Annotated in this window: 12 protein-coding genes and 3 tRNA genes; 6 read left to right on the forward strand and 9 right to left on the reverse strand. The window is 62.5% G+C overall.

The window, feature by feature from the left end; translation table 11 throughout:
- Positions 1-334 precede the first annotated feature (334 nt).
- The 4 genes from HU743_RS05110 to HU743_RS05125 are packed head-to-tail and all read left to right on the forward strand — an operon-like array spanning position 335 to position 16,893.
- Positions 335-12,058, forward strand: a complete 11,724-nt coding sequence (locus tag HU743_RS05110; protein ID WP_186647343.1) for a BapA/Bap/LapF family large adhesin — start codon at positions 335-337, stop codon at positions 12,056-12,058.
- A 46-nt stretch (positions 12,059-12,104) separates the two neighbouring features.
- On the forward strand, positions 12,105-13,541 hold the full coding sequence (locus HU743_RS05115; protein WP_186647345.1) for a TolC family outer membrane protein: 1,437 nt from the start codon (positions 12,105-12,107) through the stop codon (positions 13,539-13,541).
- Positions 13,538-15,700 carry a type I secretion system permease/ATPase gene (locus HU743_RS05120; protein WP_186647347.1) on the forward strand — a complete coding sequence of 721 codons (2,163 nt, stop codon included), beginning with the start codon at positions 13,538-13,540 and terminating at the stop codon, positions 15,698-15,700. The genes HU743_RS05115 and HU743_RS05120 overlap by 4 nt, the downstream gene beginning before the upstream one ends.
- A gap of 8 nt (positions 15,701-15,708) precedes the next feature.
- Entirely contained in the window at positions 15,709-16,893 is a 1,185-nt protein-coding gene (locus tag HU743_RS05125; RefSeq protein WP_186647427.1) for an HlyD family type I secretion periplasmic adaptor subunit, read from the forward strand.
- Here HU743_RS05125 and HU743_RS05130 read toward each other — a convergent pair whose 3' ends face one another.
- The 8 genes from HU743_RS05130 to HU743_RS05165 all read right to left on the reverse strand — a co-directional run bounded on the left by HU743_RS05130 (position 16,894) and on the right by HU743_RS05165 (position 21,935).
- Complete coding sequence (locus HU743_RS05130) at positions 16,894-17,490, reverse strand: trypsin-like peptidase domain-containing protein (RefSeq protein ID WP_186647349.1); 597 nt, start codon at positions 17,488-17,490, stop codon at positions 16,894-16,896.
- A 278-nt stretch (positions 17,491-17,768) separates the two neighbouring features.
- A tRNA-Leu gene (locus HU743_RS05135) sits at positions 17,769-17,855 on the reverse strand.
- Between the two features lie 193 nt (positions 17,856-18,048).
- Positions 18,049-18,122 (reverse strand) — tRNA-Cys (locus HU743_RS05140).
- A 45-nt stretch (positions 18,123-18,167) separates the two neighbouring features.
- Positions 18,168-18,243: transfer RNA gene (locus HU743_RS05145), tRNA-Gly, on the reverse strand.
- 60 nt (positions 18,244-18,303) lie between these two features.
- On the reverse strand, positions 18,304-18,864 hold the full coding sequence (gene pgsA, locus HU743_RS05150) for a CDP-diacylglycerol--glycerol-3-phosphate 3-phosphatidyltransferase (protein ID WP_007950102.1): 561 nt from the start codon (positions 18,862-18,864) through the stop codon (positions 18,304-18,306).
- Positions 18,865-18,896: 32 nt separating this feature from the next.
- Entirely contained in the window at positions 18,897-20,720 is a 1,824-nt protein-coding gene (uvrC, locus tag HU743_RS05155; protein ID WP_186647351.1) for an excinuclease ABC subunit UvrC, read from the reverse strand.
- Between the two features lie 2 nt (positions 20,721-20,722).
- On the reverse strand, positions 20,723-21,364 hold the full coding sequence (gene uvrY, locus HU743_RS05160; RefSeq protein ID WP_024012761.1) for a UvrY/SirA/GacA family response regulator transcription factor: 642 nt from the start codon (positions 21,362-21,364) through the stop codon (positions 20,723-20,725).
- Positions 21,365-21,491: 127 nt separating this feature from the next.
- Complete coding sequence (locus HU743_RS05165) at positions 21,492-21,935, reverse strand: GNAT family N-acetyltransferase (protein WP_186647353.1); 444 nt, start codon at positions 21,933-21,935, stop codon at positions 21,492-21,494.
- A gap of 613 nt (positions 21,936-22,548) precedes the next feature.
- On the opposite strand from HU743_RS05165, the gene HU743_RS05170 reads away from it, so the two are divergent.
- A complete protein-coding gene (locus HU743_RS05170; protein ID WP_186647355.1) occupies positions 22,549-23,619 on the forward strand; it encodes a 3-deoxy-7-phosphoheptulonate synthase in 1,071 nt (356 codons plus the stop codon).
- A gap of 57 nt (positions 23,620-23,676) precedes the next feature.
- Here HU743_RS05170 and HU743_RS05175 read toward each other — a convergent pair whose 3' ends face one another.
- Complete coding sequence (locus tag HU743_RS05175; protein ID WP_186647357.1) at positions 23,677-24,756, reverse strand: hypothetical protein; 1,080 nt, start codon at positions 24,754-24,756, stop codon at positions 23,677-23,679.
- Between the two features lie 336 nt (positions 24,757-25,092).
- Here HU743_RS05175 and HU743_RS05180 point away from each other — a divergent pair, with 336 nt between their 5' ends.
- Positions 25,093-25,962 (forward strand): triacylglycerol lipase, encoded by an 870-nt coding sequence (locus HU743_RS05180; protein ID WP_186647359.1) that lies wholly within the window; start codon positions 25,093-25,095, stop codon positions 25,960-25,962.
- Positions 25,963-26,020 lie beyond the last annotated feature (58 nt).

The raw sequence follows: 26,020 nt of genomic DNA on the forward strand, positions 1-26,020 counted from the left end.
CAGGCATTAATTCCTTGGTAGGCACACCCGTTGAAGGTGAATCACGCGGTTGGATATGGCGCAGCCGTTATCGCCGACGCCGGTGACAGGAGAATCGCCTACGCCTTGGGCAAACGGTGAAGGCGACACATTTTGTTTCATTCAAAACTTGGTTGGATCCAACATTCCGATCAACGGATAAGTCCTTGTTTCTCTTTTTTAATCAATAAGATATTTGATCCGCCTGAAGACCTTTGGTTTATCGCCAGATATCAGACGCCCCCAACTGACGTGCGTTATCTATGGTTCTGGACATACCCGTGGACGTCCACCCATGCACTCTCAGGGAGAAGTAATGGACAACATCGTCATCGCCGACAAATCCAGTTCTCAGCTCACTGCCCAAAACTGGGGCAATGTTCAGCTCAACCAGCCTTCAGTTGTACAAATGCCCGTCAGCCCCGACCAGCTGGCTTCAACCAGCCGGAGCGGTCAAGATTTGATCGTCAATCTGAAAAGCGGCGAGCAGATCAAAATTTCCAATTTCTTTGTCACCAGCCCTGACGGTGTTGCCAACGACATCGTCTTTCAAGGCGATGACGCGACGCTGTGGCAGGCGCGCTACAACGCCGAACCGTTCAATGGCTTTACCTTCGACGAAATCGGTTCGCTGGACGAACTGATTGCCGGCGTCGGCGTGGTCGAAGGTGCGACGCCCGCCTGGGCGATCGCCGGGCTCGGCCTGCTGGGTGCGGGGGGCGCTGCGGCGGCCGCGGGTGGAGGTGGTGGTGGAGGCGGTGGTGGTGGCGCAAGCAGCGGTGATGCGACGCCTCCCGCGCCTGCGACCGGGTTGACCTTATCGGCCGATGGCCGAGTGCTGAGTGGTTTTGGCGAAGCCGGCAGTCTGGTGCAGATACGTGACGCGGCGGGCAATATTCTAGGCACGGGAACCGTAGGGGCCGATGGGCGCTTTCAGGTTGAACTGGGTACGCCGCAGACCAATGGCCAACCGCTCGACGTCACGCTCACCGACGCTGCGGGCAATGTTTCCACACCCGGCTCCGTCACTGCGCCGGATGCCACCGCGCCCACGCCGCCCGCCAATCTGAGCGTAAGCGCCGATGGCACGCAACTGGGCGGGACCGGGGAAGCCGGCGCCACCATAGAGGTGCGTGCCGCCGATGGCACCCTGCTCGGCAGCGCCGTCGTGGCGGCGGATGGCACTTTCAATGTCGCACTCAGCCCGGCGCAGACCGGCGGACAGCCACTGATCGTCAGTGCCACCGATGCGGCCGGCAATACATCCTCTGGTGCCACGGTCAGCGCACCGGAAATTGTCGAACCGCAAACCCCGGCTAATCTCGGTTTGAGCAGTGACGGTAGCCAACTGACCGGCACCGCCAGAGCGGGAACAACCATTGAAGTTCGCGCGGCCAACGGAGAGTTGCTCGGGCGCGCGGTGGTGGGCGCCGACGGCACCTTTCTCCTGACGCTCATCCGTGCGCAGGCCAACGGCGAAGTCCTCAGTGTCCTGGCAATCAACAGCGTTGGCACGCAATCGCCAGCGGTCACGTTCAATGCGCCGGACATCACCGGCCCAGGCGCCGCGACTGATCTGGCGATCAGCAGCGATGGTCTTTCGATCACAGGTCGTGGCGAACCGGGCAGCACCGTCAGCGTCACCAATGCTCAAGGGACGGTGCTCGGCACAGCGCTCGTCGCAGCTGATGGCTCGTTCACGGTGCAACTCAACGTTGCGCAGATCAACGGGGAAACACTCAACGTGCAGCTCACTGACGCGGCGGCCAATCCGTCGCCGGTGGTGACCCTCATAACGGTTGACCTCGACGGCCTGACTCAGCCAAGCGACCTCGTCCTGAGCGTCGATGGCGCTCAAATGAGGGGGCGCGGACAGGCCGGATCAACCGTTACGGTACGCGATGCCAACGGCAACGTACTCGGCTCGGCCGTGGTCGCAGCAGACGGCACGTTCGTCGTGCAGCTGAGCAGCCCGCAGAACAATGGCGAAACGCTGCTGGTCAGTGCCAGCGACAGTGCCGGCAACACCTCTGCCCCGTTGACTTATGTGACGCCTGATACCCAAGGTCCTGCGCCGCTCACGGGCCTCACACTCGATGCCCAGGGCCAGACGCTGACCGGCAAGGGCGAAGTGGGCGCCTCGATCACCGTCCGTGACCCGGCCGGGAATATTATCGGCACTGGCACGGTGGGCGCCGATGGCAACTTCACCGTCAACCTCGCGACGGCGCAGACCGATGCGCAACAACTGCAAGTGATCCAGACCGACGCTGAGGGCAACCCGTCGGCGCCAGTCAATGTGATCGCACCGGACTTGACGATACCGGTTGCAGTCTCTGATGTGTCAATTTCGGCGAACGGCGCAATCGTCACCGGCGCGGGCCAGGTCGGCGCGACCGTTACCGTGACCGACGCAGCTGGCGTCGTCTTGGGAACGGCCATCGTCGGCAGCAACGGCCGCTTCGAAATCAATCTGTCGTCGCCACAGACCAACGGCCAGAATCTGAGCGTCGTGCAGACGGACGGCTCGCCCTCCGCTGCTCCGGCGGTGCCGGTCCAGGCACCTGATATTCAGGCCCCCGCCGCCCCTGCGGATCTGGCGCTGGATGCGGCCGGTACAACACTCACCGGCCGCGGTGAGCCTGGCGCCACCGTGTCGGTCAAGGATCTGGCCGGCAATACGTTAGGCACCGCGATCGTCGACGGCAGCGGTGCATTTTCGGTAACGCTGAACAGCCCGCAGACTGATGGTCAAGCGCTGCAAGTGAGCCAATCGGATGGCGTGAACGTTTCGCCCGAGACACCGCTGACCGCGGCGGACACCACGGCGCCGCTGGCACCTGACAACGTCGTGCTTGGCAGCAATGGCGTGACATTGACCGGGACCGGGCAAGCTGGGAGCACGGTCACGGTCAGCGCGCCGGACGGCACAGTGCTGGGTACCACGGTTGTTGCGAGCGACGGCAGCTTCAGCGTCAACCTGAGTCCGGCACAACTTGACGGCCAGGTATTGAGTGTCATCCAGACCGATGCGAGCGCCCTGCCCTCACCGGTCACCCCGGTCACCGCGCCGGACATCACCGCCCCACCCGCGCCGACCGGTCTGATCATCGATCCGGCAGGCGCGACAGTGACCGGCACGACGCAGCCTGGTAACACGGTGCAGGTGCTGGATGCCAACGGCAACGTCATTGGCAGCGCGACCGCTGACGGCAGTGGCGCTTTCACGGCCAATCTCGATACCACTCAGAACAACGGCGAAGCCTTGCAGGTGGTAGCCTCCGACGGTACTAACAGCTCGCTGCCGGGCAATGTCACCGCACCGGACAGCACGCCGCCTGCGCCGGTCAGCGATCTGGCGGTCAACCCGGCGGGTGATCAGGTGTCGGGGCTTGCCGAGCCCGGCACGGTCGTCACCGTCAGCATTGCCGGCGGCAGCGTGCTGGGCACCGCCACCGCTGGGGCAGACGGCCGCTTCGTGGTCCCGCTCGACCCTGCGGCAGGCACGGGCAGTAGCCTCGAAGTGATCAGCACTGACGGCGGTGGCAACGACTCGTCGGCGGTGCCGCTCGCAGGCCCTGATGGCTCGCAGGTCGCGACCCCAAGCGAACTGGCATTGAGCGCCGACGGTTTCACCCTGACGGGCGCGGGCACGCCTGGCAGCACGGTGACCGTGACCAACAGCAATGGCGATGTGCTCGGATCGGGGCTGATCAACAGCTTCGGTCGGTTCACACTGGTGCTGAATGCCAAACAGATCAACGCGCAAGTGCTGCAAGTCACCGCGACCAGCCCTGACGGTGACGTGTCGGTGCCAGGCACCGTTACGGCGGGCGATGGCACGGCGCCGGACGCTGTGTCGAATCTGCTGCTCAATGCCAATGGCAGCGCACTCACCGGCCGAGGCGAAGCCGGTGCTACGGTGACCGTGACCGACAGCAATGGCGCCGTGCTGGGCACGGCACTGGTTGCCAGCAACGGTACGTTCAGCCTGACGCTGACGCCGGCGCAGCTCAATGGCCAGACGCTCACCGCGACGCAAAGCGATGCCGCCGGCAACCCGTCGCCGCCCGCCAGCATTATCGCCCCGGATCTGCAGCCACCTGCCGCCGCGACCGGTGTCAGCATCAATGACGTCGGCACCGTGGTCAAAGGCCAGGGCGAAGCCGGCAGCACCGTGACGATTCGTGACGCCGCTGGCAATGTACTGGCGACCGGTCTGGTCGATCAAAGCGGCAACTTCCAGGTCACCCTGCCCAACGCGCAGAACTCGGGTGAAACCTTGCAGGTCACGCTGACGGACGCGAACGGCAATACCTCGACTTCCACCGGCGTCGCCACTGTCGACAGCACCCCGCCCGCCGCCGTGCAAAACCCGCTGATCAGCGTCGATGGCAGCACCCTCAGCGGGACCGGTGAAGCCGGTGCGACCGTGAACGTCAGTAACGCAAGCGGGGTCTTGCTGGGCAGCGCTGTCGTTGCCGCAGACGGTTCGTTCAGCGTGACGCTGGCGCCCGCGCCGACCAATGGCGAGGCCTTGGCGATCAGCCAGACCGACCCGACCGGCAACATTTCGCCGTCGACCAGTGTCAACGCGCCCGACATCAGCCCACCGGCCGCCCTGACGCAAGTCGCGGTGAATGCCGATGGCGTGACGGTCACCGGTCACGGTGAACCCGGCGCCACGGTGTCGGTACGCAGCGCCGACGGCACATTGCTGGGCACGGCGCAGGTCGGCAACGGTGGCACGTTCAGCGTCACCTTGAACACGCCACAGCTCAATGCCGAAGTGCTGACGGTCACTCAGGAAGATCCGCCGGGCAACGTTTCCACTGCAATCGAAGTGGTGTCGGTGGACTTGACGGCGCCGGCCATTCCGAGCGCATTGAGCCTAAACGCAGCCGGCGTGCAACTGGCCGGTAACGCCGAGGCTGGCAGCACGGTGACCGTGCGCGACAGCCAAGGCAATATCCTCGGCACCACGACCGCGGCCGCCAATGGCACGTTCCAACTGACCCTCAATAGCCCGCAAGCCAACGGCCAGGTGCTGAACGTGACGGCCCGTGACGCGGCGGGCAATCCATCCGCCCCGGCACTGATCAATGCCGCCGACACCACGGCGCCCCTGGCGGCCAGCAATCTGGCGGTCAGCGCCAATGGCGCGACGTTGACGGGTACCGGCGAAGCCGGCGCCACCGTTGAAGTTCGCGACGCCGGCGCAACCCTGTTGGGAAGCGCCACCGTCGGCAACAACGGCAGCTTCAGCCTGACGCTGTCCCCCGCCGCAGTGGCCGGTTCGACCCTTTCGGTCCTGCAGATCGATGCCACGGGCAACACCGGGCCGGCGACACCGGTAACCGCCCCGGGCAACCTGGCGGAAAGTGCGCCGACCAATCTGACGCTCAGCGCCGACGGCTTGACCCTGACCGGCACTGCCACGGCTGGCAGTACCGTGAGTATTCGCAATGCCTCGGGAGGATTGCTCGGCAGCGCGCTGGTGGCGGCCAACGGCACCTTCAGTGTCACGCTCAATGCCGCGCAGCTGAACGGCGAGCGACTGTCTGCCGTGGCGACGTCGAGTACGGGCATCAACTCGTCCCCGACCGACTACACCGCTGCTGACATCGCAGCACCGGCGCCGCTCAGTGAACTGAGTCTGGCACCCAATGGCACCGCTCTGACCGGACGCGGTGAAGCCGGCGCCACCGTGACCGTGCTCGGCACTGGTGGCGCTATTCTCGGCAGCGCAGTGGTGGCCGCCAACGGCACCTTCAGCGTTACCCTCAGCCCGGCGCAAACCTCGGGCCAGACGCTGAGCCTGAGTCAGGCCGACGCCGCCGGCAATGAATCCAACAGCGTCAGCCTGATCGCGCCCGACCTGATTGCCCCCAACCCACCGGCAGCGCTCGCGGTCAGCAATGACGGCAGCGTGTTGTCCGGTACCGGTGAGGCCGGCACCACGATCAACGTGTATAACGCCGCCGGAACACTGGTCGGCACCGGCACCGTGAGCATTGATGGCACGTTTGCACTCACCCTGACCACACCGCAAGCCAACGGCCAGGCCCTGACGGTTTCGCTGACCGACGCAGCGGGCAACACCTCGGCAGCCACACCGTTCACGTCGGTCGACAGCACACCGCCAACGGCGGTTTCACAACTGAGCATCGGCGGCGACGGTGCAACCGTGACCGGTCGCGGCGAACCCGGCGCCCAGGTCAGGGTGATCGACAGTGACGGCAACGTGCTCGGCACTGCAGTCGTCAGCCCGACCGGTACGTTCACGCTGGCGTTGACGCCAGCGCTGAGCAACGCCGAAGTCATCACTGTGGTCCAGGCTGACGCCGCGGGCAATGACTCCCCGGCGGTGAGCCTGACCACGCCGGACTTCACCCCGCCCGACCCGCTGGCCAATGTCGACATCAACAGCGCGGGCGCGCTGGTCACAGGGACCGGCGAACCTGGCGCGACCGTGACGGTGCAAGATGCCAATGGCGTCTTGCTCGGCACCAGCGTGGTCCTCGCCGACGGCTCCTTCAGCGTCACCCTGAGCCCGCCGCAGATCAATGAACAAATCCTCAGCGTTCAGCAGGCCGACCCACCCGGTAACGTCAGTGCGCCGGTAACGGTCACCGCACCGGATTTGACGCCTCCGGCGACGCCGGTTGATCTGCAACTCAATGCCGACGGCAACTCGCTCACCGGCAGCGGCGAAGTCGGTGCCAGCGTCCGTGTCACCTTGGCCGACGGCACGGAACTGGGCACCGGCACGGTGGGCAGCGACGGTCGCTTCCAGATCACTCTGACGCCGGCACAGACCAACGGCCAGGCGGTTTTCGTGGTCCTCGCCGATGCCGCGGGCAATGCCTCGCCTGCCGGCACGCTGGCAGCGCCTGACAGCACGCCGCCTGCTGCGTTGACCGAGGTCGATATCGACGCCAGCGGCAGCCTCATCACCGGGTCCGGTGTGGCCGGTTCGCAGGTGGTGGTGACCAACGCCGTTGGCACCATCATCGGTACTGGCACCGTCGCGGCCGATGGCAATTTCAGCGTGACCCTCGATCAGCCGTTGCTCAACGGTGAAGCCTTGTCGGTGATCCAGCGCGATGCCGCGGGCAACCCTTCGCCCGTCACGCCTGTCACCGCGCCGGATATCACGCCGCCCGCCGCTCCCGCCGGCCTCGACCTCAGTCCCGATGGGCTGACGCTGACCGGCACCGGTGAAGCCGGCGCCACCGTGCGCGTGACCAGCGCCGCCGGCACCTTGCTCGGCTCTGCGACAGTGGCCGCCAATGGCACGTTCAGCGTGACCCTCAATCCGGCGCAGGTGAACGGTGAGGTGTTGAGCGTCAATCAGACCGACCTGGCCTCAAACACTTCGCCAGCCGCGCCCGTGCAAGCGGGCGACAGCACCGATCCGCTGGAAGTCGCCGACCTCAGCGTCAGCCAGGACGGCCTGACCGTGACCGGTACCGGTGAGCCCGGCGCGGTCGTCACCGTCCGTGACGGCGCGGTCGTGCTCGGCACGGCAACAGTCGGCGCAGACGGCAGTTTCAGCGTCACGCTCGCGGCTGCGCAACTCGATGGCCGGACACTGTCGGTGGTCCAGGCGGACGCGCAAAACAACCTGTCCGAGCCAGCACTGGTCGACGCACCGGACGCCACTGCACCGGTCGCGCCAACGGTCACCTCGTTGACCGGCGCGGGCACCTTGCTCGCGGGAACTGCCGAAGCAGGCAGCACCGTGACGGTGTTGTCGTCCACCGGCACCGTGCTGGGCACGACAGTGGCCTTGGGCAATGGCACCTACACGGTCACACTCAATCCGGCCCAGGCCAACGGTGAGTTGTTATCGGTCATCGCGACGGATGAGGCGCTTAACGCATCGCCAACGCTGCTCTACCCCGTGGATGACATTACTGCACCGGATGCCGTCACCGGCCTCACCATCAGCGGCGACTTGAGCCAACTCGCCGGTCGCGGCGAAGCCGGCGCCAGCGTCGAGGTCACCGACGCGCTCGGCAATGTCGTCGGCAGCGGCACCGTCGCGGCCAACGGTACATTCCTGATCGATCTCGATCCGGGCATCACTGCCGGCCAAGTGCTGACGGTGAACCAGACGGACGTCGCCACCAACGTGTCCGAGGACACCCTCCTTACCGTTCCGTTGGTTCCGGCGCCGGATGCGCCGGACAACCTGGCCCTCTCGGCCGATGGCGTGACGCTTTCCGGCACGGCGGCGATCGGCACGACGATCAACGTTTTCGGGGCTGACAACAGCCTGATTGGTACGGGGATCACCGGCCCGGATGGCACGTTTAGCGTCGTGCTGACGCCTGCGCAAACCAACGGCGAAAGTCTCGAAGTCACCGCCAACACCCCGCTGGGCGGCGCCTCGCTGCCAAGCGAAATTACCGCGGCCGACACCTCGGCACCGGCACCGCTCAGCGATCTGGTGGTCAATGCCAGCGGCACGCTGGTCACCGGGCGCGGCGAAGTCGGCGCGTCGGTCATCATTACCGGCGCTGGCGGCGTGGTCTTGGGCAACGCGGTGGTTGGCGCCAATGGCACCTTCAGCGCACAACTTAATGCGCCACAGGTCAACGGTCAGGTACTCAATGCTGTACAGACCGATGCGGCCAACAACACCTCTTCCGGTCTTGCCGTAACGGCGCCAGACATCACCGCCCCGGCGGCACCGACGGCACTGGTGCTGAGCGGCGCCGGCCTTGTACTGGGCGGGCTCGGTGAAGCCGGGGCCACCGTCACCGTACGCGGTGCCGGTGGTGCGTTGCTGGGCACCGCGACGGTGGCTGGCAACGGCACGTTCTCGGTGACCTTGTCGTCCGCACAGCTCAATGGCCAGCAACTGAGCGTCACGCAAAGTGACGCGGCGGGAAATGTTTCACCACCCACCAACTTCAGCGTCGCCGATACCACGTTGCCGGCGCCGCTGAGCAACGTGACCCTGAACGGTACCGGGCTGGCGGTCAGCGGCACGGGTGAAGCCGGCGCCACGGTCAGCGTGACCAATGCGGCCGGCACCGTGCTGGGCACCGCCGTGGTCAATGCCGGCGGCACCTTCACCGTGCAACTGTCCAGCGCCCAGCTCAACGGCCAGCAGCTCAACGTGCAACAGGCAGACCCGGCGGGCAATCTCTCACCGGTGTTCAACCTGACGGCGAGCGATGTGCAGGCGCCCGTCGCGGCCAGCGGCCTGACGCTTGCCGCGAACGGTCTGACCTTGAGCGGTACCGGTGAAGCCGGTGCAACGGTCAATGTCTATGGCCCCGGTGGCGCATTGATCGGCACCACCACGGTAGGCAGTGGCGGCACGTTCAGCTTCAACCTCAACAGCGCGCAACTGGATGGACAGTTGTTGACCGTGCGCCTGGTCGATCCGGCTGGCAACCTGTCGCCCAACGCCAGCCTGACGGCGCCGGACGTCATCGCGCCCGGCGCCCCGACCGGCGTCACTGTCAATGGCAGCGGCACTTTGCTCACTGGCGTCGGTGTGCCCGGCTCGACGATCAGCGTGCGCGGCGCTGGCGGTGTGGTGCTGGGCACCGCCACCGTCGCCGCCAACGGCAGTTTCTCCGTGGTGCTCGCCTCGGCACAAATCAACAGCCAGGTTCTCAGCGTGACCCAGGCGGATCCGAGCGGCAACGTTTCGGCGCCGGCCACCGCGACGGCGCCAGACCTGACTCCGCCCGCGGCCGCTACGGCGCTGCTGGTCGGCGCCGACGGTCTGACCGTCACGGGCACCGGTGAGGCCGGAGCGACGGTCACCATCAAGTCGGCCACCGGCACGGTCCTGAGCACCGGCACGGTGAATAACCTCGGGGTATTTACCATTGCCCTGAACAGCGCGCAGATCAATGGCGAGAAACTCACCGTTAACCTGAGCGACGCTCGCGGCAACGTCTCGGTAGCCGCCAACGTCACGGCGCCAGACATCGACGTCAACGCGCCGGTGGTGGCCAGCGACAACCTCGCCGTCGGCACCGTCACCCTCACGCCGGCCACTGCGACGCAGACGTTCAACGACTCGTTCACCACGCTGCTGTCGGGTTTCTCGAAAACCTTTACGTTCACGGTGTCCAGTGGCACGCGCCTTGACCCCACCCTGACGCTGACCACCAGCAGCCTGATCTCGCTGATCGATGGCGTGGTCTATACGCTGCAAGTGAAAAACGCCAGCGGCGTCTGGGTCACACTCGACGCCAACGGCAGCGCTGGCCTGCTCGACCTGATTGCCCTGGCCGGCCAGGGCGTGCGGGTCGACATCGCTAACCTGTTGGCGGGCGACTACCGACTGACAGTGGCGAGCACCGGCATCGGCGTGCTGACCACGGTCAATACGCAACTGCAACTGGACGTCAGCAGCCTGACCCAGTTCAACGGCATTGCCGGGCCAGCCGTGACCGGCAACGTCATCACCAACGTCGGCGTCGATGGCACAGCGGACCAGACCGGCCCGGACAACGGCGCGCAACTGCAGATCTTCAAAAACGGCGCCTACGTCAGTGCCGGCGCCGGCACCACGGTGCAAGGGCTGTACGGCACGCTGACCATCGATGCCAGCGGCAACTACAGTTACACGCCCAACGGCAGCGTCAGCAGTGTCGGCAAGGTCGATGTGTTCAGCTACCAACTGGTGCACCCGAACGGCTTGAGCGACACCGCCAATCTGTACGTGCGTATCGACAGCCCACAAGCCACCGAAGTGTGGAATGACGCCAACCTCGGCAGCCCCGCGCTGGTGCTTGACGCCACCGCGGATGTCGCTGCAACCGACGTCACTCTGGTCAACCGTGAAGTCACCACCAACTCCAACCTCGGCACTTTCAACGTGCTGCTGGGCGGCGGCAGCGGTAACTACAACACCGTGGTGGCGGCGGACACGGTCAGCGATCTCACCGTGGTGGTCAATTCGAGCAACCTGCTGGCGCTGTTGGGTTCGATGACGGTGGGCCTGTACAAACTCAACACCGCCACCAACCAGTACGTGCTGGTCAAGAGCTACGGCGGCAATGCGCTGCTCAATCTGGGCGGCGGCAACTACGGGATCAAGTTCGACGACCAGACCGCTGGCAGTTATCAGGTGCGGGTAGCGGTGGGCGGCCTCGGCCTGCTCACCAGCGTCAACACCAGCCTGATCAACGTGGCGACCTACACCAATCAATTTGTGGTGGGCAGCTACACGCCCGTGTCGGGCAACCTGCTCACCGACACCGCGGGCGGCGGCGCCGATGTGTTGGGCTCGGTCTACACCTTGCTCAGCGTGCTGGTCGCCGGCAGTTACGTGGCGCCGGGTTACAACGGCGTCTCGCTGGTCGGCAACTACGGCACCTTGCTGGTCCAGGCCAACGGCAACTACACCTACACGCTCAAGGCGGGACTGACCGATGCGGTCATTGGTCAGGAAGACACCTTCACCTACCAACTGACCCACCCCAACGGCAGCGTCGATACCGCCACCCTGACCATCGACCTGAACAGGGCCGGTGCGTTCGCTACCACCGCGTTCTCGGCACTGGCCAGCGATGACCTCGGTCTGGCGCACGCCACTGGCAGTGAGCTGATCCAGGGCACCGACGGCAACGACACCCTCGACGGTTCGCACGGTGGCGCCATTTCGCTGCAAGGCGGCGTCGGCGACGACACGCTGATCATCGCCGACCAACAGTTCACGTCGGTCGATGGCGGCAGCGGCACCGACACCCTGCTCTGGGCTGGCGGCGACGTGGCGATCAACCTCGGCGATTTGCAGAGCAAGATCCACAACGTTGAAACCCTCGACCTCAACCATTCCAGTGCGGTTGCGCTGACGTTGAACCTCAGCGATCTGCTGGCGATCACATCTGCTGACAACAACACGCTGCTGATCAAGGGTGACGAAAAGGACAGCGTGCACATGACCGATGGCTGGACCGCAGAGGGTACGCAGCAAGCCGACGGCATCGACTATGTCCAATACACGGCACAGGAGGATCCGAGCCACCACCTATGGGTGCAGAACGGCATTCAAGTCGTCTGAAAACGCAACATTGGCAATGTCCGTCTCTCAACAGTAAGGGAAGTCTGTGGAGTCAGTTTTTCGTAAGCAATGGCCGGTGGTCGTGTTGACCATCGGCCTCTACCCCGCTTTCACCGTCGGCGTTCGCGCCGACGACAACCTCGACAGCAGCTTGCGCAGCATCAGCCCGTCGCAACTGCAACAACCAGCAGGCAACGACAGTCGTCAGCGCCCTGCCCCTGCTTCCAGGGCGTCCGCCGATGAGCAGGCGCTGGGACTGGAACAAGCGGTCAGGCTGGCCGTGGACTGGCACCCACGTATCGGCGAGGCCATCGGCACCCTGTTCCAGCAAGGCGAAGGCGTGAATGTCGCCGAATCCGGTTATTACCCACAGGTCACGGGCGGCATCAAAGGTGGTTACACCAGCGGTTACGGCAGCGATGCCGGCAGCCAGTCGGTGAATATTTCCCTCAAGCAGATGCTGTATGACTTCGGCAAGGTGTCCAGCTCGGTCGACGCTGCCCGCGCCCGGGTGGCGCGCAGTCAGGCCGGGATTCTGCTGGCGATCGACGACATTGCCCGCGACACCGCCAAGGCCTACATCGAAGTGCAGCGTTATCAGCGTCTGCTCGACGTTGCCCGCGAGCAGATTCAGGGCATCGGCGACATTGTCGACCTCGCCAGACAGCGTAACGACATGGGCGCCAGCACCCGTTCCGATGTGGTCCAGGCGCAGTCCCGGGCTGAAGGCGCGACGGCCACGTTGCAGGAGTTCAAAGCGCAATACGCGCGCTGGCAAGCAACCCTGACCAGCCTGCTCGGACGGCGCACGCCGCCGGCATTGAGTGACGCCGCCGCGTCGACGCTGAGTCAGGCCTGCGATGCTTCGCAAATTTCCGATGCCCTGCCCGCCGTCCTGCAAGCCGCCGCACAACGCACCCAGGCCCAGGCCGAACTGGCGCAGGCCAAAGCCGAAGCCTACCCGACCCTGTCGTTGCAACCCTCGGTCAATCAATACCTGGATGACAATTACGACGACCAGAACTCGCGAGCCGATCGCACCCAGGTCGGAATCTTTCTCAACCTCGAAGTGCCGATTTATCAGGGCGGCGCCATCAGCGCCCGCAGCCGCGCCGCCGGCCATGCGCTGACCGCCGCCGATTCGGCCGAAGATTTCGCCCGGCTGCAAGCGCGTCAGGGTCTGGCTGAAGCCCAGGCGCAGACGTCGGGACTGAACCGCCGGCTGCGCTCGCTGGAATTTCGTCAGACCAGCATCACCGAGGCGCGCATGTTGTATGGCCGCCAATACCTGGAACTGGGCACGCGCCCGCTGCTGGATTTGCTGAACGCCGAGCAGGAAATCCACCAGTCGCGCTTCGATCTGGTCAACACCCAGGCCGATCTGCAACGCCTGCAGATCGACTGCTTCTATAACAGCGGTGCGATTCGCCGGGTCTTCGGCATCGACCACAGCGCCATCCAGAATGTCGAGATACTGCCATGACCGATGCCAGCATCACTGTTCCTGAACCCGTTGCTGCCGAGGCACGAGAAGATTATTCGCCGTGGCTGGAAGCGGTGCTCAAAGTTGCTCGGCACTATCGCCTCGACGTCTCCCCGGAAAGCGTGCGTCTGGCTTCAGTGCACAGCGAAGGCCGCGTGGAAGAAGTGGTCCGGCACATGGCGCGGCAAGCCGGGTTGAGCGTCAAGTTCGCCGTGTTCGATAACAAGAGTCTGAGCCGCTGGCGCACGCCACTGGTGGTGCAACTGCGCGACGGTCAGGTCGGTGTGCTCGAAAGCATCGGCGAAACCGGCGAGTTGGGGATTTGCTTCAGTGGCGATCAGGGCTTGCAGAGCCGCATGGACACGGCAGCGCTCGCTGAGCAGGCATTGCGCACGGTGATTTTGCGACCGACGCAACCTGTTGCCGACGTGCGCACCAATGACTACATCAAACCCTACGACGAACACTGGTTCCGCCGTATCGTCCTCAGCGACTTGCGGCCCTACAGCCAAGTGATGATCGCCTCGCTGGTGGCGAACCTGCTGGGCATGGCCGGGGTACTGTTTTCGATGCAGGTGTACGACCGGGTGATTCCGGCCGAATCGCTGCCAACTTTGTACGTGTTATTCGGCGGGGTGATGCTCGCCCTGCTGTTCGATTTCGTCATGCGCATTCTGCGTCTGCGCATCACCGATGTGCTGGGCAAGCGCGCCGACCTGCGCGTCTCCGATCTGGTGTTCGGCCACGCCTTGCGCCTGCGCAACTCCGCCCGGCCAAAATCCACCGGCTCGTTCATTTCGCAACTGCGCGAACTGGAGCAGATCCGCGACCTGATCACCTCCAGCACCGCAACGGCGCTGGCCGACATGCCGTTCTTTCTGTTGTTCCTGCTGGTGTTTTATTTGATCGGCGGGCCGCTGGTGCTGATTCCGCTGGTGGCGCTGGTGTTCATGTTGCTGCCGGGCATCGTCGCGCAACCGCGCCTGGCCCGACTGGCCAATGCCTCGATGCGCGAAGCCGCCCTGCGCAACGCCATGCTTGTGGAAAGCATCCAGGGCCTCGACGACATCAAGGCGCTGCAAGCCGAGCAGCGTTTCCAGCAACAGTGGAACCAATACAACGCCGCCTCGGCGGACAGCAGCCTGCGTTTGCGTACCTTGACCAACAGCCTGGTGGCCTGGACGCAGAACGTGCAAGGCGGGGTGTTCGCGGTGGTGATCGTGTTCGGCGCGCCGATGGTGATTGCCGGCGACCTGACCACCGGCAGCCTGGTCGCGGCGTCGATTCTGTCGTCGCGGATGATGGGGCCGATGGCGCAACTGACCCACGTCCTCACCCGCTGGCAGCAAGCCAAGGTCGCGCTGGAGGGCTTGAACCGGATCATGCAGATGCCGGTGGATCATCCCGAAGGCAGTCAGCGCGTACACCTGCCGGCGATTCGCGGTGACTACCGCCTGCGTCAGGCCAGTTTTCGCTACAGCGAGGAATCGACGCCAGCGCTGAATGCCATCGACCTGAGCATTCGGCCCGGCGAGCGCATCGCCCTGCTCGGCCGCAACGGCGCCGGCAAGTCGACGTTATTGCAGGCGCTGGGCGGCGCGATGGATCTGAGCAGCGGCGAAACCACGCTGGACGGCATCGCCCTCGCGCATCTCGATCCCGCCGACCTGCGCCGCGATGTCGGCCTGCTGTCGCAACAGGCGCGACTGTTTCACGGCACCCTGCGCGACAACATCACCCTTGGCGCCGGTCAGGCCAGCGATCAGGAGATCATCGCCGCGCTGAGCGTGACCGGCGCCCTCGACTTCGTTCGCCAGTTGCCCAAAGGCATGGACCATCTGGTGCTTGAGGGTGGCCTCGGTCTGTCTGGCGGTCAACGTCAGAGCCTGTTGCTGTCGCGGTTGTTGATCCGTCAGCCACAAGTGTTGTTGCTGGACGAACCGACGGCCGCGCTCGACGACGTGACCGAGCGTCTGCTGCTGGAAAAACTCGCGACCTGGACTCAGGGCCGGACCCTGGTGGTCGCCACGCACCGGGTCAGTGTGCTGCAACTGGTCGAACGAATCATCGTCCTCGACAACGGGCGCATCGTCATTGACGACCATCGCGACGCAGCACTCGCGCGGTTGCGTGCACCGGGCAAGGGAGTAGCGGTATGAAATCGACCATGACCGACGTACCGGACCCGATGTCCTACCTTGACGGCCGCGATGAGCGTGCGATTGCCGGTGGCGCAAAGGTGATTTGGGGGTGCGCGCTGATGCTCGCCTGTTTCATTGCCTGGGCGGCGTGGTTTGAGATCGTCGAGGTCTCGACCGGCACCGGCAAAGTGGTGCCGAGCTCACGCGAACAGGTGATTCAGTCGATGGAGGGCGGCATTCTTGAGCAGCTCAACGTCAGCGAAGGCGCGTTGGTCGAGCGCGGCCAGATCCTCGCCCAGCTCGACCCGGTGCAGAACCAGTCCAACGTCGGCGAAAGCGCGGCCAAGTACCGCGCGGCACTGGCGAGCGTTAATCGCTTGCAAGCCGAGGTCAGTGAAAAGCCGCTGGCGTTCGATCCATCGTTGCAAGCGTTCCCCGAGCTGATCCGCGCCGAAACCGAGCTCTACCAGACCCGTCGCAAAGGCCTGGCGGAAACCCTCGACGGTATTCAAAGCTCATTGAAATTGGTGCGCAGCGAACTGGCAATTACAGAGAATCTGGCGAAGATCGGCGCCTCGAGTCGGGTCGAAGTGTTGCGCCTGACCCGCCAGCGTTCAGAGCTGGAACTGAAGGCCACCGAAGCGCGCTCCGATTACATGGTCCGCGCCCGTGAAGATCTGGCCAAAGCCAACGCCGAAGCGCAGATGCTTGAAGCGGTGATTCGTGGTCGCACCGATTCACTGTCGCGCCTGACCCTGCGCTCGCCGGTGCGTGGCATCGTCAAGGACATCGAGGTCAGCACGATTGGCGGCGTGATCGCGCCTAACGGTCAAGTCATGCAGATCGTGCCGCTCGATGAACAACTGCTGATCGAGACGCGCATCTCGCCGCGTGACATCGCCTTTATCCATCCCGGACAGACGGCGAAAGTCAAAATCACCGCCTATGACTATTCGATCTACGGCAGCCTCGACGGCGAAGTGGTGACGATCTCGCCGGACACCCTCCAGGACGAAGCCAAACCGGAAATCTTCTACTACCGCGTGTTCATCCGCACCGCCTCGGACGAACTACGCAACAAGGCCGGCAAACGCTTCGCCATCGTGCCCGGGATGATCGCTACGGTTGACATTCGCACCGGCGAAAAAACCGTACTCGACTACCTGATCAAACCGCTCAACCGCGCGCGCGAAGCGTTGCGCGAACGCTGATCAGCGGCTGGCGAACTTGGTGGCCGGCGGCACCGTCGGGGTGATGCTGGCCAAGTAGCGCGACCATTCGCGATTGATCTCCGCGTAGGGCAGAAAAATGCTCACGCGCGGCTGATCCAGCAAATCCTGGCGTTTAAGCCGGCTGACATCGTCACGGGTCAGAAACGCGACGTTGATGCCTACGACTTTGCCATCAGCGGAAAACACCGGGCCGCCAGACATGCCTTTCGCCAACGCGCCATTGTGGGTGCCGTAAAGCACGTTGCCCTCTTTGACGTCGAGGCGAACCATGGCCGGCAACGCCTGGCCGCTGCCCTTGACCGACAGGTACAACGAATTGAACCCCACCGAGGTCAGCTCTTCGCCAGGCTTGTAACCGCGCCATGCCGGCACACTGCTGGCCTTGTGGCGGAAGAACTGCACGTCCGCCTGCCCCTTGAACACCGCGCCCGATAAATAAGGAATGTGCTTCACCGTGACGGCGAAATCTTCATTCCATTGCACAGCCGAACCCATCAGCACGTAAGGCAAAGGCGCGCCGGAGTGAACGACAAAGGCTTGGTCTAAAACAGGATCCTGAACGAAAGCGACTGGCATTCCATTGCACCCGCTGAGCAGCAACGACGCTGCAACAACTGACTTGAGGGGGCGCATGTCTGGTACATCGTAAAGTGGGGAAAGGAGCTGCAATATGTCATTGCGCCATCATCTTAAGCAATAGACTAAGCCTACCGCTTGTCGACAGACGATAAAGTGAGCTAATTGGATCCAGAGCACTGGGGAGGTGACTGGGGGCCGTAAAGCGATCAACGCTCGGCCCAGAAACGAAAAAAGGGTTTGCATTGGCTTTCGCCTGCAAACCCTTGTTTCAAAGATGGTGCCCGAAGCCGGAATCGAACCGGCACGCCCTTACGAGCGGGGGATTTTAAGTCCCATGCGTCTACCAGTTTCGCCATTCGGGCGGTAGCGCGGTACTGCTTTGCTTCACGGTCGGTAGCGATCCTGACAGGATCCTGCCGGACAGCAGTGCGGGAAATATATACATCACTCCCCGGTGAAGCAAGTTCGCAATGGCTGTATTTCAAGACAAGGTCTTGCAACGCACCGCAAATAAAAAAGCTCCGTAAATCATGGATCTACGGAGCTTGTTTAAAGTGGAGGCCGAGGTCGGAATCGAACCGGCGTAGGTGGATTTGCAATCCACTGCATAACCATTTTGCTACTCGGCCTCAAAGCATCTGCTGTCAGTAGCACAACAACAGACACGTACAAATTGGAGCGGGAAACGAGACTCGAACTCGCGACCCCGACCTTGGCAAGGTCGTGCTCTACCAACTGAGCTATTCCCGCTTGGTGTGGCGCATTCTATAGAATTAAGAAGCCCCGTCAACCCCTTGATTCGAAAAAGTTTTATTTCTTTTCAACATCAGTCTTCAGATGCGGCCAGGCCGCGCGAAGGTATTGCACCATCGACCACAAGGTCAGGCCGGCGGACACCATCAACAGTGCGTAACCCAGAATAACCCAGAAGCTGAAATCCTTCGGATTGGCCAGCAGGATCACCAGCGCGAGCATCTGCGCGGCGGTTTTCCACTTGCCCAGGTTCGAAACGGCCACATGTGCACGGGCGCCGAGTTCGGCCATCCATTCACGCAGTGCCGACACCACAATCTCGCGACCGATGATGACTGCCGCTGGCAATGTGAGCCACAGATTACCGTGCTCCTGCACCAGTAACACCAGTGCAACGGCGACCATCAATTTGTCGGCGACCGGATCGAGAAACGCACCAAACGGTGTGCTTTGCTCAAGACGACGGGCCAGATAACCGTCCAGCCAGTCGGTTGCCGCCGCAAAGGCAAACACCGAAGCGGAGGCCATGTAACTCCATTGGTACGGCAGGTAAAACAGCAAAATGAAGATCGGGATAAGCAGGACGCGTAGAACGGTAATCAGATTAGGGATATTCATCGGCACAACTGGCTACGAGGTGAGGGGGCATTCTACTCGCTATGCAGGTTCGCATAAATCGACTCTGCGAGCTTTTTACTGATCCCCGGGGCTTTGGCGATCTCTTCGATGCTTGCACGAGACAGCTCCTGTAATCCACCAAAATGTTTCAGCAGGTCACGGCGGCGGGTTGGACCGACCCCCGCCACCCCTTCCAGCGTTGACGTGCGGCGGGTCTTGCCGCGGCGGGCGCGGTGCCCGGTAATAGCGAAGCGGTGGGCCTCGTCACGGATCTGCTGGATCAGATGCAGGGCCGGCGAATCGCCGCGCAGGGTGAACTCGTGCGCTGCATCATTCAGATACAACGTTTCGAAGCCGGCCTTGCGCGTTGCGCCCTTGGCCACGCCCAACAGGATCAGATCCGGCACGGCCAGTTCGTTTAGCACGTCACGGGCCATCGACAACTGGCCCTTGCCGCCGTCGACCAGCAGGATGTCCGGCAACTTGCCCTCTCCATCCTTGAGCTTGCTGAAACGTCGAGTCAGCGCCTGGTGCATGGCCGCATAATCGTCACCCGCCGTTACACCTTCGATGTTATAGCGGCGGTAATCCGACTTGATCGCGCCTTCAGGGCCGAACACCACGCAGGACGCGACGGTGGCCTCGCCGCTGGAGTGACTGATGTCATAGCATTCCAGGCGTTGCGGCGGCTCGTCCAGATTGAGCACCTCGGCCAGCGCTTCGAAACGTGCGGCGGTGTGCTGTCGGTTCGCCAGACGCGCGCCCAGCGCCTGTTCAGCGTTGGTCACGGCCAATTGCTGCCAGCGCGCCCGCGTGCCACGCACCCGGTGACTGATGGCCAGCTCGCGCCCCCGCAACTCATGGATCGCTTCGATCAGCGTCGGGAAGTCTTCGTGCACCACATTGACAATCAATTCGCTCGGCAAATCGCGCTCGGGACTGCTGATGTAGTACTGGCCGAGGAAGGCTGCCATCACTTCAGAGACGTCTTCTTCAATCCCGACCTGCGGGAAGAAGTTCTTGCTGCCCAGCACCCGGCCACCGCGCACGCTGATCAAATGCACACAGGCGCCGCCCGGATTGACAAACGCTGCGATGACATCGATCTCGCCCGTGCCGCCCTCCATGCTTTGTTGATCCTGTACACGCCGCAGCAACGCGATCTGGTCGCGCAGTTCGGCTGCCCGCTCAAATTCGAGATTGACCGCAGCCTCCTCCATCGCGGTAGACAGCTCATTGGTCAGCGCATGGCTGCGTCCTTCAAGGAACATCACCGAGTGGCGTACGTCTTCGGCATAAACTTCAGGTTCGACCAGCCCCACACAAGGCGCCTTGCAGCGCTTGATCTGAAACTGCAGGCACGGGCGAGTACGGTTTTTGTAATAGCTATCTTCGCATTGGCGCACGAAAAAGGTTTTTTGCAAGAGGCTGAGACTTTCGCGAATGGCGCCGGCGCTGGGATAAGGCCCGAAGTACTTGCCCTTGGCTTTTTTGGCCCCGCGATGAATGCTCAGCCGCGGAAACTGGCCGTCGGACAGAAACACGTAGGGGTAGGACTTATCGTCGCGCAACAGAATGTTGTACGGCGGTCGCCATTCCTTGATCAGCGTCTGCTCAAGCAGCAGCGCTTCAGTCTCGTTGGCGGTGATGGTCGTTTCGACCTGGGCGATACGGCCGACCAGCGCGGCAGTTTTCGGCGCCAGCCCGGTCTTGCGGAAATAACTGGCCAGCCGCTTCTTGAGGTTTTTCGCCTTGCCCACGTACAGCAGGCGCGCCTCGCTGTCGAACATGCGGTAAACGCCAGGGCGTCCGCTGACGGTCGATAGAAAAGCGCCGGAATCGAATACTTCAGTCATGGTCAGGCGCTGGCATCCACCATGCCGTGACGAACCGCGAGGAGTGTCAACTCGACGTCGCTGCTGATCGAGAGCTTCTCGAAAATACGATAACGGTAGGTGTTCACGGTTTTTGGCGACAGACACAACTTGTCGGAGATGATCTGCACCTTTTGGCAACCGACGATCATCAGCGCTATCTGAATCTCACGCTCGGACAAGGCGTCGAACGGTGAATCATTGGTCGGCTGAAAGGATTTGATCGCCAACTGCTGGGCGATCTGCGGGCTGATGTAGCGCTGGCCCGCGAAGACCAGGCGAATAGCCTGCACCATTTCCGGCAAACCTGCCCCTTTGGTCAGATAGCCAGCGGCCCCGGCCTGGAGCAATCGCGTGGGAAACGGGTCTTCTTCGCACACCGTCACGGCAACCACTTTGATATCCGGATGGCTGCGCAATAGCTTACGCGTGGCTTCCAGTCCGCCGATGCCGGGCATCTTGACGTCCATCAGCACCACGTCAGGCTTTAATTCTCGCGCCTTGATCAGGGACTCTTCACCTGATTCAGCCTGACCCACCACCTGCAGGCCATCGATATCGGCCAGCATTCGTGTAATGCCTGTACGAACGAGATCATGGTCATCGACCACTAGCACCCTAATCAAGCAGACACCTCGCGATATGGTCTTATTGGGTTGCCGGACACCTTAGCAAAAAGTGCCTGACAGACCTAGCAGCAAGCTGCATTTAAAAAGTTTCAATTCATCATCCGGAGCTTGCCCGGCGCGGGTTTCAGCGCACAGGTGTACTTAAATCCAGCTGCATCCTCAGGAAACACTCGTCCCTGCCCTGCACTCGCAGCCCCTTGCGCCAATACAACCGTTGCGCCGGATTAGTCTCGAACACGGTGAGACGCACGGCCGGGTGTCTTGCCTGACGTGCCATATCGATAATCTGATCAATCGCCCAGGAACCCGCACCGTGCCCCTGATTATCCTCGGCAATCTGCAACTCGCGAATGTACAGCGCCCGCGCATCCTGGCTGAGGCTGAAAAAACCGATCGGCATACCCGCCAGGAGGATGAGCCAGTTTTCGCGACCGCTCCACCCGGCATCGAACGCCGCGTCCTGCCACAACAAATCGTAGTCAATGTAATAGCGCAGCATGTTTGCGCACGTCAGGTCGCGCGCAAAACCAAGGTCATCTTCAGTGGCGCGACGTATCTGGAAGCTCATTCACCCCTCCCACCTGGATAAACGCGGAGTGTGTCACAACCTTTGCTGCGCTCAAGTGATAGGCGTTTTACACGGCGGGCGATAGCATTTTCTGATTGCTGATGCGTACAGGCCTCTAGTAAGCTCGGCGCATTCACTGGAGACAGACCATGTTCAACGCCCCTTCACAGCTATCGATCGCCAGCGCACCGCGCTCGGTTGCGGCTGTCCGGGCGAATGACGCCTGCGCTCACGTGAGCTTTTATTTTGGGTATTGGTTTAGCCACTGGCGCGCCTGATACCCACACGGCGCCCAAGACAACGGGTCGCCAACCAGAGATTTTCTCAACCCCCGGTCGGCCTCCCGACCGGGGGTTTTGTTTTTTTCAGAGCCCGTTTTTCAGCAGCACACCAGACACCTTGAGGATCAAACCATGAACTACGCCACTTATTACCGTTACGACAGCTTTAGCGCCTGGCGATTTACCAGCCTCCGCTCGGGACAGCCTGCCGCCTCCGATCGGTCACCCACAGGTGGCAAACACACAGTCGTGGCCAGTACGGCCAATTGTCGAACACCCCAGTAGGGTCGAGTGCGCGGGAAGCCCCCGCCACTGGCCCAGGAAGACCGAATATGAACTCGTCCGTTTCCGCTTTGCCGCTGTCCTCCCTCAATTGCGCCAACGAAGCACTGACCGTGCGTCTGCCAAGCTCGCTGCAACTCAAGCAGCAATTGCCGTTGAGCAACGCCTTGAGCCAGCAAGTCACTGCTCATCGCCAGGCCGTTCGCGCGATCCTCAACGGCGAAGATCAGCGCCTGTTGGTTGTCGTAGGCCCCTGCTCCATCCACGATCCTCAGTCCGCGCTTGAATACGCCAGCCAGCTCGCCGGCCTCGCCAATGACGTCAGCGGCGAAATGCTCCTGGTGATGCGCGCCTACATTGAAAAGCCACGCACGACCGTCGGCTGGAAGGGCCTGGCCTACGATCCGCATCTGGACGGCAGTGACGACATGGCCGCTGGCTTGAACCTGTCGCGCGAACTGATGCTGGAAATGATCCGTCTCGGCTTGCCGATCGCCACGGAATTGCTGCAACCAATGGCCGCCCACTACTTCGACGACCTGCTGAGCTGGGTTGCGATTGGCGCGCGCACGACCGAATCGCAGATACACCGAGAAATGGCCAGCGGCCTGAACCTGCCGGTGGGTTTCAAAAACGGTACCGATGGCGGCGCAGCGGTAGCCGTCGATGCAATGCGTTCTGCCTCCCATGCGCATCGGCACTTCGGCGTCGACAGCCAAGGCCACCCGGCGATTATTCAAACCCCCGGCAACCCCGACACGCATCTGGTCTTGCGCGGAGGCCATCACGGCCCCAACTACGATGAAACGAGCGTCGCCAGCATCAACGCCGAGCTGAAACGCGTGAAGATCCCCAGCCGAATCATGGTCGATTGCAGCCATGCCAACAGCGGCAAGGACCCGTTACGTCAACCGGCGGTATTCAACGATGTGCTTGAACAGCGCCTGCGCGGCGATCACTCGCTTATCGGCATGATGCTCGAATCTCATCTGTTCGAAGGTTGTCAGCCACTGAGCGCATCGCTGCGCTACGGGGTTTCGATTACCGATGGCTGCCTTGGTTTCGAGGCAACCGAGCGCTTGTTGCTTGATGCCGCCCGGCGCCTCGCTTCGCACCGCTGACGCAGCAGCCATATCGCCCGCCGCTTTCAAATGAAACCGGCGGGTGTTGCGCCCAGGCTACGCCTCTACCCTCAGGTGTCTCACCGCCGAGTTCTGACTGACATCATCCAGACGCTCGACTGTGTAGGCAATCCGCACGGTGGTCCCCTGGTGCTCGCGCCAGAACCGGTGGGGCACAATGAATATCAGCGGCTGACCGGCCGTTTCCCGGGTAATTTCCCGATCATCGCGATGATTGAATAGATCGCCGTCGCACTTGAGATAGACGAGCTCATCTTCCTGCGCTTGTGCATTGCCGATTTCGACAGTAATGCCATCCGTCGAATGCGCTACGGAGAGCATATCGTCGAGGGCTTCAAGCACATCTGGAGCGTCCAGCTCGCCGCGCAAAAGCGGACCGATGAAGACACTGGCAGGGTCTGACAGCCGAACCGCGCCGCACACTGACTCGACACGATAGTCCACGCTGACGCGATCGCCACGGTGCGCCTCGATGTACCGAGCTGGAATCCAGAACGACAACATGTCGCCGACAGCAAATGGCTGCACGGTCAGCGCATCGTTGAACGTTTCTGATGACTGGGTTCCACGCCACGCCATTAGCACCCGGTCGCCCGCCGACATTCGCGCATAAGGTTGCAACGTGACCAGCACGCCCTCCTCGACGCGTGAGGGGTCCAGCGTTCCGCCCACCATGGTTTCAATATGCGGTGCCAACAGCCGCGTCCGGACGTCGCCGACAGACAATTGCAGGCGCCCGGATTCAAGCGGTGCTGGCAGGTCGGCGCTCAGCAGTGTCCAGAAAACCTGCAGCGATCCGCCGTCCAATGCGGACACGTGCATGCCCTTGATAACGAACACGAGGTCCTGGCCCACCAAGGCTTCGCTGACAAACCGGACCCTCTCGTGCTGGTAGGCAAAGCCTTCGATGTCCAGGCCCTCCCAATAAAGCCGCACCTGATCGCCACAAGCCATGCCGGCATAGGCGGCGACACGGACGACGACCCTGGCCAGGGCGGGGTCCAGCACATCGCCTTGCAGTCCGGCGATCATCGGCGCCGGCAACGCCTCCGACGCCGGGCGGACATTATTCGAGTGGCATGTGTAATAGCAAAAGCCAACTTCGTGATGAGTCATTCTCGGCTCCATTCCCTGGATAACGTAGCGCCCTCATGGGCGATATCGACACTATGCATTGAGCGCTTTGCCCGTAGTTTTTAATGTCAGCCCGATACGTCGCGACTACAGCGCAAAGGCTACGCGCCGGGTAGGCAAGCAAGCCCAAATGGGCGTCATTGAGGTTTAAGACGTCCAGATATTCCGACTTGGATTTCATGGAGATCCGAAACGTCCTACGTGCCCTAGTCCAGTTTCAACATAAACATGAAGCCTCTTCGTACTTCTTCAATCCAATGAGTGTTTTAGAGTGGCCAGCAGATTTCCCCGATGAACCATTTCGAAAAAGGTAAGAACATGCAACGGAATGCTCCGACGCGTTACCCCATCCTGCTGGTACACGGTCTGTTCGGGTTCGAACGGATAGGCCAATTCGAGCTGTTTCATGACGTCAAGGACGCCTTGAAAGCAGTCGGCAACCGAGTGTTTGTTCCGCACCTGTCCGCCACCCACAACAACGAAACGCGAGGCGAACAGCTGCTGACTCAGATCGCCTGTGTGCTGCGAGGCACAGGTGCAGAAAAAGTCAATCTCATTGGGCACAGTCAGGGCGCATTGGCGGCTCGCTACGCTGCGGCGGTTACGCCAGACAGCGTCGCATCAGTGACGTCGGTGAGCGGCCCGAACCACGGCTCGGAGCTTGCAGACTTTCTGCGCAAGGCGCTGATTCCCGGCAAATTGCCGGAAGCGGTGGCCCAGAATGTGGCAACACAGTTTGCCGACTTCCTGTCGCTGCTCAGTGGGACCACGGCGTTGCCGCAGAACGCGGTGGCGGCACTCAATGCGCTGACCACGGAAGGTGTCGGCGCGTTTAATGACAAATACCCGCAAGGACTGCCCGACACGTGGGGAGGACATGGCCCGGCCAAGGTCAACGGTGTGCACTATTACTCCTGGAGCGGCGTGCTACCCAGCCAGCAGATGCCGACACTGGATCCGGTCCAAGGCATGTGCCGGTTGCTGGCGCACTACTTCACCACCGAGCCGCAACAGAATGACGGCTTCGTCGGCCGCTTCAGCTCTCATCTCGGACAGGTGATTCGTTCCGACTATTCACTGGACCACTTGGCCAGTCTGCGTCGTCCCGTCACCGCCACTCGCTCTTCGCCCGACCCGATCGAGCTGTACGTCGAACATGCCGAGCGCTTGCGGACTGCCGGCCTGTAAGCGAGACGCGGACGGAACTTTGCAGAGAATTCGTCCCCTGATTGCGGTAGGCTCCGCA

It is taken from the genome of Pseudomonas sp. SWRI99 (assembly GCF_014270125.1).
Taxonomy (GTDB): Bacteria; Pseudomonadota; Gammaproteobacteria; order Pseudomonadales; family Pseudomonadaceae; genus Aquipseudomonas; species Aquipseudomonas hamedanensis.

Excerpts from the sequence above, each read along its gene's own strand:
- HU743_RS05170 (WP_186647355.1), top strand. The coding sequence starts at position 22,549 with ATGAACTCGTCCGTTTCCGCTTTGCCGCTGTCCTCCCTCAATTGCGCC.
- HU743_RS05110 (WP_186647343.1), top strand. The coding sequence starts at position 335 with ATGGACAACATCGTCATCGCCGACAAATCCAGTTCTCAGCTCACTGCC.
- HU743_RS05165 (WP_186647353.1), bottom strand. The coding sequence starts at position 21,935 with ATGAGCTTCCAGATACGTCGCGCCACTGAAGATGACCTTGGTTTTGCG.
- HU743_RS05175 (WP_186647357.1), bottom strand. The coding sequence starts at position 24,756 with ATGACTCATCACGAAGTTGGCTTTTGCTATTACACATGCCACTCGAAT.
- HU743_RS05130 (WP_186647349.1), bottom strand. The coding sequence starts at position 17,490 with ATGCCAGTCGCTTTCGTTCAGGATCCTGTTTTAGACCAAGCCTTTGTC.
- HU743_RS05125 (WP_186647427.1), top strand. The coding sequence starts at position 15,709 with ATGACCGACGTACCGGACCCGATGTCCTACCTTGACGGCCGCGATGAG.
- uvrC (WP_186647351.1), bottom strand. The coding sequence starts at position 20,720 with ATGACTGAAGTATTCGATTCCGGCGCTTTTCTATCGACCGTCAGCGGA.
- HU743_RS05180 (WP_186647359.1), top strand. The coding sequence starts at position 25,093 with ATGCAACGGAATGCTCCGACGCGTTACCCCATCCTGCTGGTACACGGT.
- HU743_RS05120 (WP_186647347.1), top strand. The coding sequence starts at position 13,538 with ATGACCGATGCCAGCATCACTGTTCCTGAACCCGTTGCTGCCGAGGCA.
- pgsA (WP_007950102.1), bottom strand. The coding sequence starts at position 18,864 with ATGAATATCCCTAATCTGATTACCGTTCTACGCGTCCTGCTTATCCCG.